We start from the raw sequence: 16,861 nt of genomic DNA on the forward strand, positions 1-16,861 counted from the left end.
CCCGCGTTGAAATGCATGCGGCCGCAGCGGTGAAGTCGGCACAGGTTCCCGCGGCGGCCGCCAATCCAACGGGTGACGATGGCGCTGTCGCCAATCGGCGCGATGCAAACAATCGATGACGCGCTGATCGAGCTGGTCGTCTCGCCAGGTTCTGCGGCCCTGCCGGAAGCAGTGCAGACACCAGACGCCCGCCGCACTCGCTCAGAACGTGAACACGTATTCGGCCGCCACTTCGCGGCCGATCGGGTTGAACAGCGTGGTGTTGTAGAAGCCGTACCCGTAGAAGCGTTCCTTGTGGTCGTAGCCCACTTCGTTGAAGACGTTGTTGACGTAGAAATTGACCTTGGCGTGGTCGGTGATCTTGTAGCCGGTGCTCAGGTTCCAGTAGATCGCCGGGCCCACGCGGCCGAAGTAACGCTTGCTGGTTTCGCCCAGATGCACGTTGGCGGTGTCGGTCACCAGGCACGCATCGGAGGCGCTGGGTTGATAGCCGTCGTCGAAGCGTTCGCAGGTGCCCCAGTTGACCGCGCGCATGGAGCCGATCCGGCGGAAATACACGGTCCAGTCCCAGGCGCCGCCGTTGTCCCAATGCACGCTGCCACGCACGCGGCTGCGCACGCGTTCGTCGCGGCGGTTTTCGTCGCTGTCGGTGCGGTAGATCTGCTCGCGGTAGGCGATCAGATTGTTGTAGTCCAGCGACAGCTGGAAGTTGCCCCAGCCTGCGGTGGCAAGGCGATACTTCAGCGACGCATCGATGCCGGAGGTTTCCATCTGCGCCAGGTTGATCGGGCCGCGCTCGATGCTGGCGATGGTGCCGTCGGCATTGCGCATCACGCGCGAGGTGATGGTGTCGCAATAGCCCGCGCCGCCGGGGTTATTCCACGTGCCGCCGCTGATGGTGGTGCCGGTACGGCAGCCGGCTTCGGCCGACAGGATCTCGTCGCGGTCCAGGTCCTTGATCATTTCCTCCAGCTGGATGCGGTAGTAATCCACGCTCAACGACAGCCCTTGGGCGATGTCCCACACCACGCCACCGGTGAACGAGCGGCCGGTTTCCGAGCGCAGATCCGGGGTGCCGCGACGATTGACGTCCACCGTGTAGAAGATGTTGTTGTTCTCGTCGTTGCAGCCGCCGGTCAAATACGCGCCCGAGGAAATGCAGCGGTACTGATCGATCACCGTCTGGTTGGTGGAGCTGGGTTCGCCGAGCACGTAATGCATGTCGGGTGCGCGGAAGCTGGTGGCCACGGTGCTGCGCACCAGCAGGCTTTCCACCGGCCGCCATTCCAGGCCCGCGCTCCAGGTGGTGTCGCTCTGCGTGCCCACATCGGTGGGGATGGCGGCCGAAGAACGGTAATTGCCGTAGCGGTCGTAACGGCCGGCCACATTCGCGCTCAACGTGGAGAGCAATGGAATCTGGAATTCCAGACCGGCCGAACTGCGCATGCGTTCGCCACCGCCGCTGTCCACCACATCCACCGGGTAGCACGCGTTGGCGCAGGGATCGGGCGAAAGCTGATAGCCCTGCTTGGCCACTTCGGCCACGGTGGCGAAGCGGATCGGCCCGGCCCAGCCCTGCACCACATCGCCGCTCACGCTGAAACTGGCTTGATTCACCCACGAATACGCCGAGTTATGCGACTTGGCGACCAGCGCGTCGTACTGGTCCGACGACAGCGGCGTGTACAGGCGCGCCTCGTTGATCGCATGGATCGGCGTGCCATCGGCGGCGGTGCCGAGGGAGCTGCCGAGGAAGTAGTCGGTGGCGCGCGCGGTGTCCACGGTGCGAATGTATTCGTCGACGGTGTAACGCGAGCGGCCCACGCTCAATTCCCAATCGAAACGGTCGGCCCAGACGCCGCGCAAGCCGGCACTCAGATCCCAGGACTGCTCCTTGTTGTAGTTGGCAAGCCGGTCCCAGCCGCCGGCTTCGCGCCGGGTGAGCTGGCGGATCAGGTTCAACGAACGCCCGGTGGCCGCGTCCTGGAACGGGCCCAGGTACGCGTACGGCGGGTCGTAGGTCCAGCGGCCGATGCTGCGGTTGGCAGACAGCGTGGCCCAAGCCTCGGTGTGCTCGCCGAATTTCCAGGTGCCGTAGAGATATGCCGAATAATCCTCGCTGCCGGTGACCAGACCCCAGTCGCCGTAATCGCGCGCAACGCCGCAGTAATCGCCGGCATTGGTGAGCGCGCCGGTGTTCTGGTTGTAGCTCAGCCGCTGCCCGTCGATGAACTCACCGCCAAAGCGCGCGCAGGTGCCGGCCGGTGGTGCCAGGCGCTCGTTGGTATTGGCGTCGATCAGGCTCAAGCCGGTGAACGGATTGAAGCCGTACAGGCGGTTCTGGCCGGTCCAGTTGGAATAGGACATGTCGTCCGAATCGTCCATTTCAGGGCGATCGCGCCCGCTCAACGGGTCGCGCTTGGTGGCCTGCAGCGCGTAGGTCAGGCTCCAGTTCTCGCCGGTGCGCCCGCCGGCCCAGGACACGTCGAAACTGTCGCGCCCACCTTCGGTGGCGGTGCCGCCGCGCAGGCGCACCTGGTCGCCCTGATAGTCGCGCTTGAGGATCACGTTGATCACGCCGGCCACTGCATCGGAGCCGTAGATCGCCGACGCGCCGCCGGTGAGGATGTCGATGCGCTCCACCGCAGCGGAAGGAATATTGCTGTAGTTGGAGAAGTTGCTCTCGCCGCCGTAGGGCAGCGGGTAATCGGCCACGCGATGCCCGTTGACCAGCAACAGCGTCCGTCCCGGCCCGAGGTCGCGCAGATTGATCGGCGAGGCGTTGGGCGTATGCGAGCCCCACTGCGTATCGGCTTCCACCGAGCCCTGCTGATTCATGCTGTTGAGCACGTCGTAGACGGTGGCGAAGCCTTCCTGCTGGATCTGCTGCGCACTGATGGTGACCACCGGTTGCGCACCTTCGACCTGCGCGCGCTTGATGCGCGAGCCGGTGACGCTGACCGCATCCAGCGTGGAGGTGGCGCGCGTGGCATCGGGTTCGGTTTGCTGGGCCATGAGCGGCGGCGCGCACGCGGCAGTCACGGCAAGGGAGACGGAAATCGACAAGGCAAGGCGATGACTGCGGCAGTTCATAAGATCCCCGGGAGAGGCCGGACGTGGCCGGCGTGGCAATGCGCTGCAACGACGCCTGCCAGCGATGCGTGCACCGCTGCCCCTTGTCCGATGGCCCCCCGACCGCTCGGCGCAAACGCCTGCCTAGCGACGCTAAGGCTGCGATGACATCGGTGTCAACAGGTGGTCGCGGAGTGTGACGGCGATCGACTATCCGGCAGGCTGGGGCTGCCCTCACTGCGATGATTGCGCTCCCAGCGCACTCGACCCTGCGCAGCTGGCAACAGGTCATGCGATCACAAGTTGCCATCGTCCTGCCTGGTTGGTTCTTCCTGCAACGCAGTAGTTCGCATCGCGCTAGGCCGGCCGGGCAGGCTTGTTCGAATGATGCAGGCGCGCCAGCCAGTACGCGCTGGCCGCTCCCCCTCATCAAGGAAACCCACCATGGAGATCAAGAAACAGCAAACCGCAGGCCCCTCTTCTCTGGCGCCATTGCACGACATCCATACCGACAATGCCCCCGTCGCCGACGCCACATCGCCGACGCAAACCCCGCTCCACCCCAGCCTGGCTGCGCTCACTCCGCGCAGCCGTTCGCGCGCATCCAGCGCCGACTCCGAGCACGGCGCTTCGCCGGTGCCTTCGCACGACACCGAACCGCAGGCCGACTCACCCGAACGCGCCTCCGGCCCGTCCACCGCCGCAACGCTTGCCGCACGCGCAAACGCCGCATTGGCAAGCGGCGTCCAGCAGGCTTACGCTGCGGTATCGAAGGGGGCGTCCAACCTCTGGTCGCTGGCGGATCTGCGCACCATGCTGCAGATCCATGCGGACGATCCTGCATTCCTGCAGATGGTGCGTCACACCGACCCGGAACAGAGCGCCCCGCACACCCTGGCCGCGTGCCGCCAACAGATCACGCAGCTGCGCGATGCCATCGCAGCGGCAACCGGCCTGGAAGCACGCTTCAGGCAGCAGTTGCTCGGCGACATCAAGGCCGTGGAAGACGCGCTGCAGCCGCTGGAGCACGGCACACCTGCGACCGGGCGGGCGCTCAAGTCGCTGGCCAACCTGGTCAATCTCTGGCCACTGGTGGTCCCCAGTCCGTTGCTGGGCAACCAGGCCAAGACCTTCGCCTATTCCATCGCCGCGGCAACCAAGGGCGTGATGACGCTCTCGGCATCTGCACTGCGCCCCACCGCCGACGGATTTCCGTTCCCGCTGATGGGCGGGCAGCTGGGGCGCGACGCCAACGAAATGCACTTCTACGCCATTCTGCTCAACGGATTGTTTCTCACCACCGAACTGCCCAAGAAATTCGGCAACCCCTCCATGCGGCACCAAGCCGAAGCAGTGGAAAACAACCTGGGATTTGCCGCGGCCGCATCGACGGCGTGCGCGGCGATGGTGCTGACGCCCTTCCTCTGGAACAGCCTCAACGTGCTTGGCAATCGGCTGCAGCACAAGCTGTCGCATCTGGGCGCCGGCATGGCAGAAAGCGCCGGTTTTCAGAGCCAGGCGCAGCGATTGCGTGCACGCCTGACGCCCGGCCAGGTCAGCGCGCAACTGCGCACGCAACTCAACGAGATAACCGCCGCTCTGGAGCACGGCCGGGAAGCGTTTCAACAGGCACGTCGCGACTTTACCGACCCAAGCCAGGGGCGCGAGCTGACCCGCACGCTCAATGCCCAGTGCACGCACCTGCTGGAGACGCTGGACCGATGCAGCAAGCGCCTGAGCACTGCGCTACAAGTGGATCAGGACCAGGACCAGGACCAGCCAGCCACCATCCCGCATCAGGTGACCAACCACGACATCGCACCCAAGTTGGCATTGGCATTGCTGGGGGCCGGAGTGACCGGGCTGACGGTCTACCTGATCCAGCCCGACCGCATCGGCACGGTCGACCTGGTGGCCGACTCTATCCTTGTAACGACCGTGATGATGCAGTCGGCGCTCAACGCACATGCGACCCGTCAGGACGCCATGGAGCGCTTCAAGGCCATGTGCTCCGGCAGCCTGGTCATGGCGCTGGCCCTGGGCGTGGAGAAACTGTCCAAGACCTTCGCAGACAAGAGTCTGATCGAAGCCTCGTCCTCATCGCCCTACTACGCCGGCGCGATCATGTCGCTGATGTCGATGACCATGCCGGGCCCCATGGCGCGTGGCGCAGAGCTGGCGATGAACTGGGGCGGCGGTCAGATCATGCGTGTCTTCAGGGGGCCCGACGGTACCGCGCTCGCAACCCGCATGCCGTCCTCACCCGAGGAACTCATCCAGCACGTGCAGGACACCGCCAGATATGTGCAAAGCCTGTCGCCGGAACAGGCGCAGGATTACGCGCAGACCGTTGCCGATAGCGCCCTGCAGGGGATCCAGGACGCCGGCGCGCAGGCGCAGACCAGGCCCGCCAGCAGCGTCACCATCACCGAGATCACCGAGGCAAACGAGGAGGCGCTCGCCGCAGCCAGCGCATCGCCTGAACAACGCTCGCCTGCCCGCACCCATCCGTCGCCGGATCAGGCCGCAGCCAGCACTGCGCCTTCGTCCTGACGGTACGGCCGCCGGTCATCGGCAACTGCCGCGTGCCTGCGCAAGTGACGCGCATAAAAAAACCCCGCCGTTGGGCGGGGTTTTTTTTGCTGCAACAGCCGAAGTGGCGTGGATCAGAAATCCATGCCGCCCATGCCGCCCATGCCGCCGCCGGCCGGCATCGCCGGCTCGTCCTTCTTCGGCGCATCGGCCACCATGGCTTCGGTGGTGATCATCAGGCCGGCGATCGAGGCGGCGTTCTGCAGTGCCGAACGGGTCACCTTGGTCGGGTCCAGGATGCCGAATTCGACCATGTCGCCGAACTCGCCGTTGGCGGCGTTGTAGCCGTAGTTGCCGCTGCCTTCCTTGACCTTGTTCAGGATCACGGACGGCTCTTCGCCGGCATTGGCCACGATCTCGCGCAGCGGGGCTTCCATAGCGCGCAGGGCGATCTGGATGCCGTGGGTCTGGTCTTCGTTGGCGCCCTTGAGCTCGCCCACGGCCACCAGCGCACGCACCAGGGCCACGCCGCCGCCCGGGACCACGCCTTCTTCGACGGCTGCACGGGTGGCGTGCAGGGCGTCTTCGACGCGCGCCTTCTTTTCCTTCATTTCGATTTCGGTCGAGGCGCCGACCTTGATCACTGCAACGCCACCGGCCAGCTTGGCCACGCGCTCCTGCAGCTTCTCACGGTCGTAATCGGACGAGGTGTCTTCGATCTGGGTCTTGATCTGGCCCACGCGCGATTCGATCGCCGCGGTGTCGCCGGCGCCGTCGATGATGGTGGTGTTTTCCTTGGAGACCTGCACCTTCTTGGCGCGGCCCAGGTCCTTGATGGTCGCCTTCTCCAGCGCCAGGCCCACTTCCTCGGAGATCACGGTACCGCCGGTCAGCACGGCCATGTCTTCCAGCATCGCCTTGCGACGGTCGCCGAAGCCCGGTGCCTTGACGGCCACGACCTTGACGATGCCGCGGATGGTGTTGACCACCAGGGTCGCCAGCGCTTCGCCTTCGACTTCTTCGGCGACGATCAGCAGCGGCTTGCCGGCCTTGGCCACGCCTTCCAGCACGGGCAGCAGGTCACGCACGTTGGAGATCTTCTTGTCGTGCAGCAGGATGAACGGGTCGTCCAGGTCGGCCGACTGGCTCTGCTGGTTGTTGATGAAGTACGGGGAGAGGTAGCCGCGGTCGAACTGCATGCCCTCGACCACGTCCAGCTCGTTTTCCAGGCCCGAGCCTTCTTCAACGGTGATCACGCCTTCCTTGCCGACCTTCTTCATCGCTTCGGCAATGATGTTGCCGATCGACTCGTCCGAGTTGGCCGAGATGGTGCCGACCTGGGCAATCGCCTTGTCGTCGGTGGTGGGCTTGGAGATGTTCTTCAGCTCGACGACCGCAGCCTTGACGGCCTGGTCGATACCACGCTTGAGGTCCATCGGGTTCATGCCGGCGGCCACGGCCTTGGCGCCTTCGCGGATCAGGGCCTGGGCCAGCACGGTGGCGGTGGTGGTGCCGTCGCCGGCGTTGTCGTTGGTCTTGGACGCGACTTCCTTGACCATCTGCGCGCCCATGTTCTCGAACTTGTCGGCCAGTTCGATTTCCTTGGCGACGGAAACGCCGTCCTTGGTGATGGTCGGCGCGCCGAAGCTCTTCTCGAGCACGACGTTGCGGCCCTTCGGGCCCAGGGTGGCCTTCACGGCATTGGCAAGCACGTTGACGCCACGAACCATGCGGGTACGTGCGTCTTCACCGAAACGAATGTCTTTAGCAGCCATTGGTTGTTACTCCGGGATTTGAGATTGGGGATTGGGGATTGGCTAGAGCGGGATCCGGAGGAGAGGCGGATTGGTGCGGCAAGCCGCGGTGACCAATCCCGAATCTCGACTCCCGAATCCCGCCGGCAACGGCTATCAGCCGATGACGGCCAGGATGTCGTCTTCGCGCAGCACCTTGTACTCGACGCCTTCGGACTTGTAGCTGCTGCCGGCGTACTGGCCGTAGATGACCTTGTCGCCAACCTTGACCACCGGCGCGCGCAGGCTGCCGTTGTCCAGCGGCTTGCCGGCGCCGATCGCGACGACTTCACCCTTGGTGGACTTTTCCTTGGCGGAGTCCGGAATCACGATGCCGCCGGCGGAAACTTCGTCGGCTTCGATCGGCTTGACTACAACGCGGTCGTGAAGCGGCTTGATGCTCATAGAGAGAAGACCTCTTAAGTGTTTGATTGGCCTGGAAATTATCGGCGATGTTAGCACTCGCACATGACGACTGCCAGCACAGCGCGCGGAAAAAACCCGACAAGCGGGTGCGGGCCAGAGATTGTGCTGCGCGGGCGGCTTTCAAGGGCTGGCGGCAAAAATTTTTCGCCGACCGCTTCTCTCCGAACCACCGGGGCGGCCGACAAAACGGAGCGAGCGGTTGTCAGGTGGGCGCGGACATCGCGGAGGAACCGGAATGGAGTGCATGCCCACGGGCACCGGGCGCGCCCACCTGGCAGGCGTATAGCGGTCTGGTCCAATGCTCTAGAAATGGAACCAGGTTCCATCGCCTGTCATACGCGCGCCTTACAGTCGGGAACGCATTCCCCGATCACAAGGAGCTGTCGATGAGGTTGCCGTCCCGTTTCGTGTCCCTGCGTTGCACCCTTCCCCTGGCCTGCGCGTTCGCGCTCGGTGCCACCTCCGCCAATGCGGCGGTCTTCATCAACGAACTGCACTACGACGACGCGGGCGCCTCCGGCGACAGCGGCGAGGGTGTGGAAGTGGTGGCCACTGCCGGCGAATCGCTGAGCGGTTACCGCATCTACCTGTACAACGGCAACAGCCCCAGTGCGGCAGTGGTGTACGCCAATACGGCGGTGCCGGCCGGCACGGTGGTCAGCTGCGGCAGCCAGGTGCGTATGGCCACGGTGAGCTATGCCAGCAACGGCGTGCAGAACGGCCCCAACGACGGCGTGGCGCTGGTCGACCCCAACGGGCAGCTGGTGCAGTTCCTCAGTTATGAAGGCGCCATCACCGGCAGCGGCGGCCCGGCGGCCGGCGTGACCAGCCAGAACCTGCCGGTGAGCGAGAGCAACAGCACCGCGGTCGGCAGTTCGCTGCAATTGACCGGTACCGGCAGCAGCGCGGCCAACTTCAGCTGGGCCGGCTCGGCGGCACAGACCTTCGGCGCCTGCAACCGCGGCCAGACCTTCACCGGCAGCGACGGCGGTGGAAGTACCGGTGCTCCCACCATCAGCAGCACCACACCAACGCAAGGCGCCACCGGCTTTCCGGCTGCCGGCGATCTGGCCGTGGGTTTCAGCGAAGCGGTGACGCTGGGCAGCGGTGCGTTTGCGCTGAGCTGCGCCAGCTCCGGCAACGTGGCGCTGACATACCCGACCAGCGGCAACCGCTTCACCCTGTCCACCAACACCGCGCTGGTCGGCGGCGAGCGCTGCACGCTGGCCATCACCGCCAGCGCCATCCGCGATGCCAGCGGCCTGAGCCCGGCCGCCAACCAGTCCATCGCCTTCACCGTGGCCACCGCCAGCGGCGGCGGTACCGGGTACTACGCGCGGGTCAATACCGCCAGCGCCAGCCAGCTGCGCTGCTCGTTGCACGCCACCATCAAGGGGCACACGGTCTACCCGTACAGCGGCAGCGGCACCAGCACCTGGACCATCCTGGAAATGGCCGACGAGGATCCCAACAACAGCGGCCGCATCCTGGACGCCTACCGCAACCGCAGCTACGCCAAGGTCAGCGACCGCGCCGGCACCGGCAGCGGGCTCACCTACAACCGCGAGCACACCTGGCCCAACTCGCTGGGCTTTGGCAGCGCCACCGGCGACCGCGGCCTGCCGTACGCGCCCTATACCGACACCCACATGCTGTACCTGACCGACACCAGCTTCAACGCAGACCGCGGCAACAAGCCCTATGCCACCTGCACCAGCAGCTGCGGCGAGCGGGCGACCGAGGTCAACGACGGCAGTGGCGGCGGCAGCGGGCGATATCCGGGCAATTCCAACTGGGTCCGCACGCCCGACGGCAACAGCGGCACCTTCGAGGTGTGGGGCCGGCGCAAGGGCGACATGGCGCGCGCGGTGATGTACATGGCCATCCGCTATGAAGGCGGGCTGGATGCGGCCACCGGACAATCCGAGCCGGACCTGGAGCTGACCGACGACCGCAGCAAGATCGTGCAGACCGCGGCCTCGCCGGCCTACATGGGCCTGCTCTCCACCCTGCTGGCCTGGCATCAGGCCGACCCGCCGGACGATGCCGAGCGCGCCCGCAACGAGGTGATCTTCAGCTTCCAGGGCAACCGCAACCCGTTCGTGGATCACCCCGAATGGGCCACCGCCAGCCTGTTCAACTCGGCCAAGCCGGCCAGTTGCCAGCTGGCCAACTAAGACCGGCTCGCGCACGTCGCGCGCAGTCGCCAGGCGGGGTAAACGGCACGCTCGGAACCGCACTGTACGCATGGTACATGCCGCTTCCGGGTCCCGCCCGCACCCGCCTGGCGGCAAGCGCAACCGTGTTGCCTGTTGGCCTGGCTGCACCGGCCGGGCGGGTGAGGCGCGGGGCCCGGAGCAGATCGCGCCGGGCGCCTTGCCCCAACCGGTGACGCCGGGCGTCTGTACAGACGGCGTGCGTTGCCGGCAGGCGCCACGGCATTGATCCCCATTGACCGAACCCGGGTAGCCGCCCTGCCGTGCACGGCAGGGCGCAAGCAAACCCGGAACCACCCAAGGCGCCGCGTGCTGACCGCAGGGTCGCTTGAGCACGCCATCTCACCCGGGCCACGAAGTTAACGTCTTGTTCCGGAATCGGCGGTCGATCCCCCGCAAACAGGGGATTACACTGCCGGGTCCATGAGCGCACCTTCCCTCCATTTGTTAGTGAGCACCTGCCCGGATACAGACAGCGCCGAGCGCATTGCGCAGGCCTTGCTCGACGAACGGCTGGCCGCCTGCGTCACCCTATTGCCCGGCGTGCAATCGCTGTACCGCTGGAAGGGCGCGATCGAGCGCAGCACCGAGGTGCAGTTGCTGATCAAGACCTGGGACGACTGCCTGCCCGACGCCATCGCGCGGCTGCAGGCCTTGCATCCGTATGAACTGCCGGAGGCGGTCGCTGTCCAAGCCAGCGCCGGGCTGCCGGCGTATCTCGATTGGGTCCGGGCCGAAACCCGCAAGGAATTCTGACGTCCATGAAGTCTCTGTCCCGCTGGATCGCCCGCTGCGCGCTCTTGGCCGCCCCCTTGCTCGCCGCGCCGCTGGCGGTACTGGCGCCCGCCCCCGCGCAGGCCGCCGTGACCGAAGCCGACCTGCTGCCGGTGGACCAGGCCTTCGCGCTGAGCGCCACCGCCGACAGCCGCGACCGCATCGCGCTGAATTGGAAGATCGCACCGGGCTACTACCTGTATCGCCACCGCATCAGCGTCAAGGCCGGAAAGGGGTTTGCCGCGGGCGAACTGGCGCTGCCGGAAGGCGAGAGCAAGCACGACGAGTTCTTCGGCCAGGTGCAGACCTACCGCAAGCAACTGCAGGCCACCCTGGCCGGCAAGGCCGACCCGGCAGTGCAGACCGCCGTCCTGCAGGTGCAGTACCAGGGCTGCGCCGATGCCGGCGTGTGCTATCCACCGCAGCGGCGCGAAATCCGCCTCGACCTGCCCGCGGCCGATGCCACCGGGGCGCAGGCCACCGCTGCGCCACGCGAGAACCTGGGCGCGCTGGTGCCACGCAACGCCGCCCCGCGCCTGTTCGGCGCCTCCGGCCAGACCGCCGGGGTGGACGCGTTGCCGCTGCCGGCCGAGCAGGCGTTCAATTTCGAAGCCATCGTCGGCGACGGCAACAGCCTGCTGCTGCGCTTCACCCCGGCGCCGGGCTATTACATCTACCGCGACCGCACCTCGCTGGCCCTGGAAGGCGCCAGCGGCGTGCGCACCGGGCTGCCGCGCTGGCCGCAAGGCAAGGCCCACCGCGACGAACACTTCGGCGATGTGGTGGTGTATTTCGACCAGGCCGAAGTGACCTTGCCGCTGCTGCGCGACCACCCTGACCCGGCCCACGTGACCCTGGTGGCCACCTTCCAGGGCTGCCAGACCGACGGGATCTGCTATCCGCCGATGACCCGCCGCGTCGCCCTGGATGTACCGGCCGGCACCGTGTCGCCGCAGAACCAGGCGCAGGCCGCGCCGTTGATGATTTCGCCGCTGGCCGCCGGTCAGGCACCGGTCGAGCCGGCGCCGGCCGCCAGCACGGCCGTCCCGGTCGCCGATGCCTCGGCCGGCAACCCGGAGCGCACGCCGCCGCCGCATGCCGACAAGGGCCTGCTGGGCATGCTGGTGCTGGCTCTGCTTGGCGGGTTGGTGCTGAACCTGATGCCCTGCGTGCTGCCGATCCTGTCGCTGAAGGTGCTGGGCCTGGCCCATAGCGGCGAGAGCCGCAGCCACGCGCGTCGCCATGCGATCTGGTACTCGCTGGGCGTGCTGGTGTCCTTTGCCGCCATCGGTGGGCTGGTGATCGGCTTGCGCGCCGCCGGGCAGGCCGCCGGCTGGGGCTTCCAGCTGCAGCAGCCGTGGTTCGTCGCGGCGCTGGCGTATCTGATGTTCGCGGTGGGGCTGAGCCTGTCGGGCGTGTTCACCTTGGGCACCAACCTGGGCGGCATCGGCCAGTCACTGGCCGCGCGCAACGGGCCGCTGGGCGACTTCTTCACCGGCGTGCTGGCCTGCGTGGTCGCAAGCCCCTGCATCGCGCCGTTCATGGGCACGGCACTGGCCTACGCCTTCACCGCGCCCGCGCTGCTGGCGATGCTGGTATTCCTGGTGCTGGGCCTGGGCCTGGCGCTGCCGTTCCTGCTGATCGGCTTCGTGCCTTCGCTGGCGCGGCGCCTGCCCACCCCCGGGGCGTGGATGGAAACGCTCAAGCAGGTGCTGGCGTTCCCCATGTATCTCACCGCGATCTGGCTGCTGTGGGTATTGGGCAAGCAGCGCGGCGTGGATGCGCTGGCCTTGATGCTGGTCGGCGCCACCCTGCTGGCCCTCGGGCTGTGGTGCTTCGAGCGCAGCCGCTGGAAGAGCCACCGCCTGGGCATGGGCCTGGCCACGACGATGCTGGTACTGGCGCTGGTGCCGGTGGTCGCGGTCACGCGCCTGAGCCTGCCAGCGGCCACCGCGGCCGAGGGCGTGGTGGCGTTCTCGCCGCAGTTGCTGGACCGCCTGCGGGCCGACAACCGCGTGGTCTTCGTCAACATGACCGCCGATTGGTGCGTGACCTGCAAGGCCAACGAAAAGAACGTGCTGAGCAGCGCCGAATTCCGCGACGCGTTGCGCCGCGTCGATGCGGTCTACATGAAGGGCGACTGGACCAATGTCGACCCCGCCATCAGCACCTTCCTGGACCAGCACCAGGCCGTCGGCGTGCCGCTGTACGTGGTCTACGGCCCCGGCGCCCCACCGGCGATCCTGCCGACCGTGCTGACCGGCGCGATTACCGAAGACGCCTTGCTGCGCGCTGCGCGGTAAGGCGCGCCTTCGCTGCGGCCGGTGGCCTGGGCGGCCGTCTGTTGGCGGGCCAGGCCGAAGATTTTGCGAACCGTGTAGGCCGACACACGCGCCACAGGCGTGTTGCGACAGGTCCAAGCACGGGTTCGGCCCCTCCTGGCCGGGGTCTGCACGCCCCGCGCTGCCGGCGCCCTGCAGACCTGACCGGCCGATGTTGGCATGCGCATAGGTGGCGTCAGGCTGCGCGCGGCCTCGCCTGTTCGGTGCCCCTGGCACCTCCAACGCTTGATGCATGCGATGCGCAGCAGGCGACCGTGGCCGCGGCCTGCACGGCGGGAAGCTGCGGGAAGCTGCGGGAAGCGAGGCAGCAGAGGGGGTCGATCGCGCTGGTCGCCCTTCATCTGGCACGCCGGCCGGTCCGGCCCGACGCCACGTTGTTGGGAGCCTGCATCTGCGCGCAAAACGCAGATCGCGGCCCTGCTGCAACTCACCTCCTGCGCGCTTGCCATGAACAAGCCGGGCACTCACCGAATTGCTGCCGCCGGCACAACATTCCGACGCCCGACAGGAGAGGATGCCGCCAGCAGCCGTTGCCGCGTAACCGGCCGGGACGGCTGCCTCCATCGCGCCAAGCGCAAACGCTGCGCTCCGGAGGCGCACGGCCGGCTGCCGGTTCCGCTCGCAGCGGTCCGGGCGATTCAAGGCCGGCACGATGACCTCCGGCACGCCATTGCCCGCCGCCATTAGCCACCGCCCAAACCATTCGAAATTTAAAACATCCGTTTTAAACAGACCTAAGTTCGTCGAACTGGACAGCATCGGCGACATCGCGCAGACTTCCGGCCTTTCCGCTCTTCCGGATCCCATGGCCCATCTGCTGCTGTTGCATGGCCCCAACCTCAACCTGCTCGGCACCCGCGAGCCGGAGGTCTACGGGCGTACCACGCTGGCGCAGATCGACGCGGCCCTGGTGGACCGCGCGCAGGCGGCCGGGCACGTGCTGCACTGCCTGCAGTCCAATGCCGAGCACGTGCTGGTGGAGCGCATCCACGCCGCGCGCGAGGACGGCACCGCCTACATCCTGATCAACCCGGCCGCCTTCACCCATACCTCGGTGGCGCTGCGCGATGCGCTGCTGGGCGTGGGGCTGCCGTTCGTGGAAATTCATCTGTCCAACCCGCACGCGCGCGAGCCGTTCCGGCACCACAGCTATCTCAGCGACAAGGCCGACGGGGTGATCTGCGGCTTCGGCGCCGACAGCTACCGGCTGGCGCTGGAAGCGGTGATCGCGCGCCTGGAGCGCGACGCATGACCCCTGCCGCATGACCTCGGCCAGCGCGCCGGCGTCCTGATCCCATTCCGCCGGCATCCGCCGGCACTCCCCACCGTTTCACTTCCAGAGGCCCTTATGGATCTCCGCAAAATCAAGAAACTGATCGACCTGCTCGAAGAATCCAATCTCGCCGAAATCGAGATCAAGGAAGGCGAAGAAAGCGTGCGCCTGGCGCGCGTACCCAAGGGCGCGGCCATGCTGAGCGCCCCGGTGCAGCAGCAGTACGCGCCGGCCCCCGTCCAGGCGCCGGCCGCCGCGGCCACCATGCCGATGCAATCGCCCACCGAAGCCTCCACCGGCGGCGCCAAGCAGGCCGCCGCACTGCCGGAAGGCCACGTGCTGCGCGCCCCGATGGTCGGCACGTTCTACACCTCGCCCTCCCCGGACAAGCCGGCGTTCGTCACCGTCGGTCAGCAGGTCAAGGTCGGCGATACCCTGGCGATCATCGAGGCAATGAAGATGTTCAACCCCATCGAAGCCGACGCCTCCGGCACCATCGTCGCCATCCTCGGCGAAACCGGCCAGCCGGTGGAATTCGACCAGCCGTTGTTTGTGATTGGCTGAGAGCCGGGAATCGGGAGTGGAGAATCGGGAATCGGCAAAGCGGCCTCATGAACGCGTGGAGGCCTGGCGCGATTCCATGGAGCTTGTGGAAATGATCTACCGGTTCACCGAGGTCTTTCCCGAGCAGGAACGCTACGGCCTGACGGCGCAACTGCGCCGCGCGGCCATCAGCGTCCCGTCGAATATCGCCGAAGGTGCGGCGCGACGCTCAACTCCCGATTACGCGCGGTTTCTCTCGATCGCGCGCGGCTCGCTCTCCGAACTGGATACACAGGTCCAGATCGCCGTACGACTGGGCTATAGCAACACCGAAGACGAAGACATCGTCAGCCAGCAGGTCGACCAGGTCTTCGCCAAGCTCACCGCCTTGATGAATGCCTTACGCAGACGTGGAGCCGCATCATGAAGCCCGCATCTACCCATTCCCCATTCCCGACTCCCTATTCCCATGCTCGATAAAGTCGTCATCGCCAACCGAGGTGAAATCGCGCTGCGCATCCTGCGCGCGTGCCACACGCTCGGCATCCGCACGGTCGCGGTGCATTCCACGGTCGACCGTAACCTCAAGCACGTGGCCATGGCCGATGAGTCGGTGTGTATCGGCCCGGCCGCCTCCAGCGACAGTTACCTCAACATTCCGGCATTGATCGCCGCGGCCGAGGTCACCGATGCGCAGGCCATCCACCCCGGCTACGGCTTCCTGTCGGAAAACGCCGATTTCGCCGAGCGCGTGGAGCAATCCGGCTTCATCTTCATCGGCCCCAAGGCCGACACCATTCGCCTGATGGGCGACAAGGTGGAAGCGATCCGCGCCATGAAGGCCGCCGGCGTACCGTGCGTGCCCGGCTCGGGTGGCCCGCTGGGCGATGACATCGTCGCCAACACCAAGGTCGCGCGCGAAATCGGCTACCCGGTGATCATCAAGGCGGCCGGCGGCGGCGGCGGACGCGGCATGCGCGTGGTGCATTCGGAGGCTGCGCTGAAGGCTGCCATCGAAACCACCAAGTCCGAAGCCAAGGCCGCCTTCAGCAACGATCAGGTCTACATGGAGAAGTTCCTGGAAAATCCGCGCCACGTGGAAATCCAGGTGCTTGCCGACGGCCAGGGCGGTGCGATCCATCTGGGCGAACGCGATTGCTCCATGCAGCGACGCCACCAGAAGGTGGTGGAAGAAGCGCCGGCACCGGGCATCACCGAGGAACTGCGCAACGAGATCGGCAAGGTCTGCGTGGACGCCTGCATCCGCATCGGCTACCGCGGCGCAGGCACCTTCGAATTCCTGTTCGAGAACGGGCGTTTTTACTTCATCGAAATGAACACGCGTATCCAGGTGGAGCATCCGGTCACCGAGCGCATCACCGGCATCGACCTGGTGTGCGAGCAGCTGCGCATCGCCGCCGGCCACAAGCTGAGCATCAAGCAAAGCGACATCGTGCTGCGCGGGCATGCGATCGAATGCCGCATCAACGCCGAGGATCCGGAAACCTTCATGCCCAACCCGGGCCTGATCACCGCCTTCCATCCGCCAGGCGGCCCTGGCGTGCGTGTGGATACGCACATCTACAGCGGCTACAAGGTGCCGCCGAACTACGACTCGATGATCGGCAAGCTGATCGTGCATGGCCCCGATCGCGAAACCGCGATTGCGCGCATGCGCGTGGCGCTGAGCGAGATGGTGGTGGACGGCATCAAGACCAACATCCCGCTGCAGCAGCGCATCATGCGCGACAAGGGCTTCCAGGCCGGTGGGCAGAACATCCACTACCTGGAAAAGCGCCTGGCCGAGCGCAAGAACAAGTCGATCGCGCTGACCTGATCGCACTTGCCGCCGTATCGATGAAGCAAAAAAGCCCGGGAAACCGGGCTTTT

Annotated in this window: 11 protein-coding genes and 2 other RNA genes; 8 read left to right on the forward strand and 5 right to left on the reverse strand. The window is 66.4% G+C overall.

The window, feature by feature from the left end; genetic code table 11:
* Nucleotides 1-201: 201 nt before the first annotated feature.
* Entirely contained in the window at nt 202-3,015 is a 2,814-nt protein-coding gene (locus J7396_RS04080) for a TonB-dependent receptor (RefSeq protein WP_031420868.1), read from the reverse strand.
* A 501-nt stretch (nt 3,016-3,516) separates the two neighbouring features.
* On the opposite strand from J7396_RS04080, the gene xopX reads away from it, so the two are divergent.
* The gene (xopX, locus tag J7396_RS04085) at nt 3,517-5,625 is read left to right on the forward strand and encodes a XopX family type III secretion system effector (RefSeq protein WP_071117437.1); all 2,109 of its coding nucleotides are present in this window, start codon (nt 3,517-3,519) and stop codon (nt 5,623-5,625) included.
* A 113-nt stretch (nt 5,626-5,738) separates the two neighbouring features.
* On the opposite strand, the gene groL is transcribed toward xopX, so the two are convergent.
* From groL to J7396_RS04100, 3 genes are all read right to left on the reverse strand, one after another.
* Nucleotides 5,739-7,379, reverse strand: coding sequence for a chaperonin GroEL (gene groL, locus J7396_RS04090; protein WP_011346211.1), 1,641 nt, complete (start codon nt 7,377-7,379; stop codon nt 5,739-5,741).
* Nucleotides 7,380-7,514: 135 nt separating this feature from the next.
* The gene (locus tag J7396_RS04095) at nt 7,515-7,802 is read right to left on the reverse strand and encodes a co-chaperone GroES (RefSeq protein ID WP_003483210.1); all 288 of its coding nucleotides are present in this window, start codon (nt 7,800-7,802) and stop codon (nt 7,515-7,517) included.
* Between the two features lie 197 nt (nt 7,803-7,999).
* Nucleotides 8,000-8,069: non-coding RNA, sX9 sRNA (locus J7396_RS04100), on the reverse strand.
* A gap of 140 nt (nt 8,070-8,209) precedes the next feature.
* Between J7396_RS04100 and J7396_RS04105 the strand changes: the two genes are divergently transcribed.
* The gene (locus J7396_RS04105; protein WP_014089225.1) at nt 8,210-10,000 is read left to right on the forward strand and encodes an endonuclease; all 1,791 of its coding nucleotides are present in this window, start codon (nt 8,210-8,212) and stop codon (nt 9,998-10,000) included.
* Between the two features lie 4 nt (nt 10,001-10,004).
* Here the strand turns inward: J7396_RS04105 and J7396_RS04110 are convergent.
* Nucleotides 10,005-10,079: non-coding RNA, sX9 sRNA (locus J7396_RS04110), on the reverse strand.
* 383 nt (nt 10,080-10,462) lie between these two features.
* Here J7396_RS04110 and cutA point away from each other — a divergent pair.
* From cutA to accC, 6 genes are all read left to right on the forward strand, one after another.
* A complete protein-coding gene (cutA, locus tag J7396_RS04115) occupies nt 10,463-10,795 on the forward strand; it encodes a divalent-cation tolerance protein CutA (protein ID WP_008571855.1) in 333 nt (110 codons plus the stop codon).
* Between the two features lie 5 nt (nt 10,796-10,800).
* The gene (locus J7396_RS04120; protein WP_209261036.1) at nt 10,801-13,116 is read left to right on the forward strand and encodes a protein-disulfide reductase DsbD; all 2,316 of its coding nucleotides are present in this window, start codon (nt 10,801-10,803) and stop codon (nt 13,114-13,116) included.
* A gap of 844 nt (nt 13,117-13,960) precedes the next feature.
* Nucleotides 13,961-14,407, forward strand: a complete 447-nt coding sequence (aroQ, locus tag J7396_RS04125) for a type II 3-dehydroquinate dehydratase (protein ID WP_003483185.1) — start codon at nt 13,961-13,963, stop codon at nt 14,405-14,407.
* 96 nt (nt 14,408-14,503) lie between these two features.
* The gene (gene accB, locus J7396_RS04130) at nt 14,504-14,992 is read left to right on the forward strand and encodes an acetyl-CoA carboxylase biotin carboxyl carrier protein (RefSeq protein WP_008571858.1); all 489 of its coding nucleotides are present in this window, start codon (nt 14,504-14,506) and stop codon (nt 14,990-14,992) included.
* A gap of 76 nt (nt 14,993-15,068) precedes the next feature.
* Entirely contained in the window at nt 15,069-15,398 is a 330-nt protein-coding gene (locus tag J7396_RS04135) for a four helix bundle protein (RefSeq protein ID WP_008571859.1), read from the forward strand.
* 42 nt (nt 15,399-15,440) lie between these two features.
* The gene (gene accC, locus J7396_RS04140; protein ID WP_008571860.1) at nt 15,441-16,808 is read left to right on the forward strand and encodes an acetyl-CoA carboxylase biotin carboxylase subunit; all 1,368 of its coding nucleotides are present in this window, start codon (nt 15,441-15,443) and stop codon (nt 16,806-16,808) included.
* Nucleotides 16,809-16,861 lie beyond the last annotated feature (53 nt).

It is taken from the genome of Xanthomonas sp. A1809, from assembly GCF_017746015.1.
Lineage (GTDB): Bacteria > Pseudomonadota > Gammaproteobacteria > Xanthomonadales > Xanthomonadaceae > Xanthomonas > Xanthomonas euvesicatoria.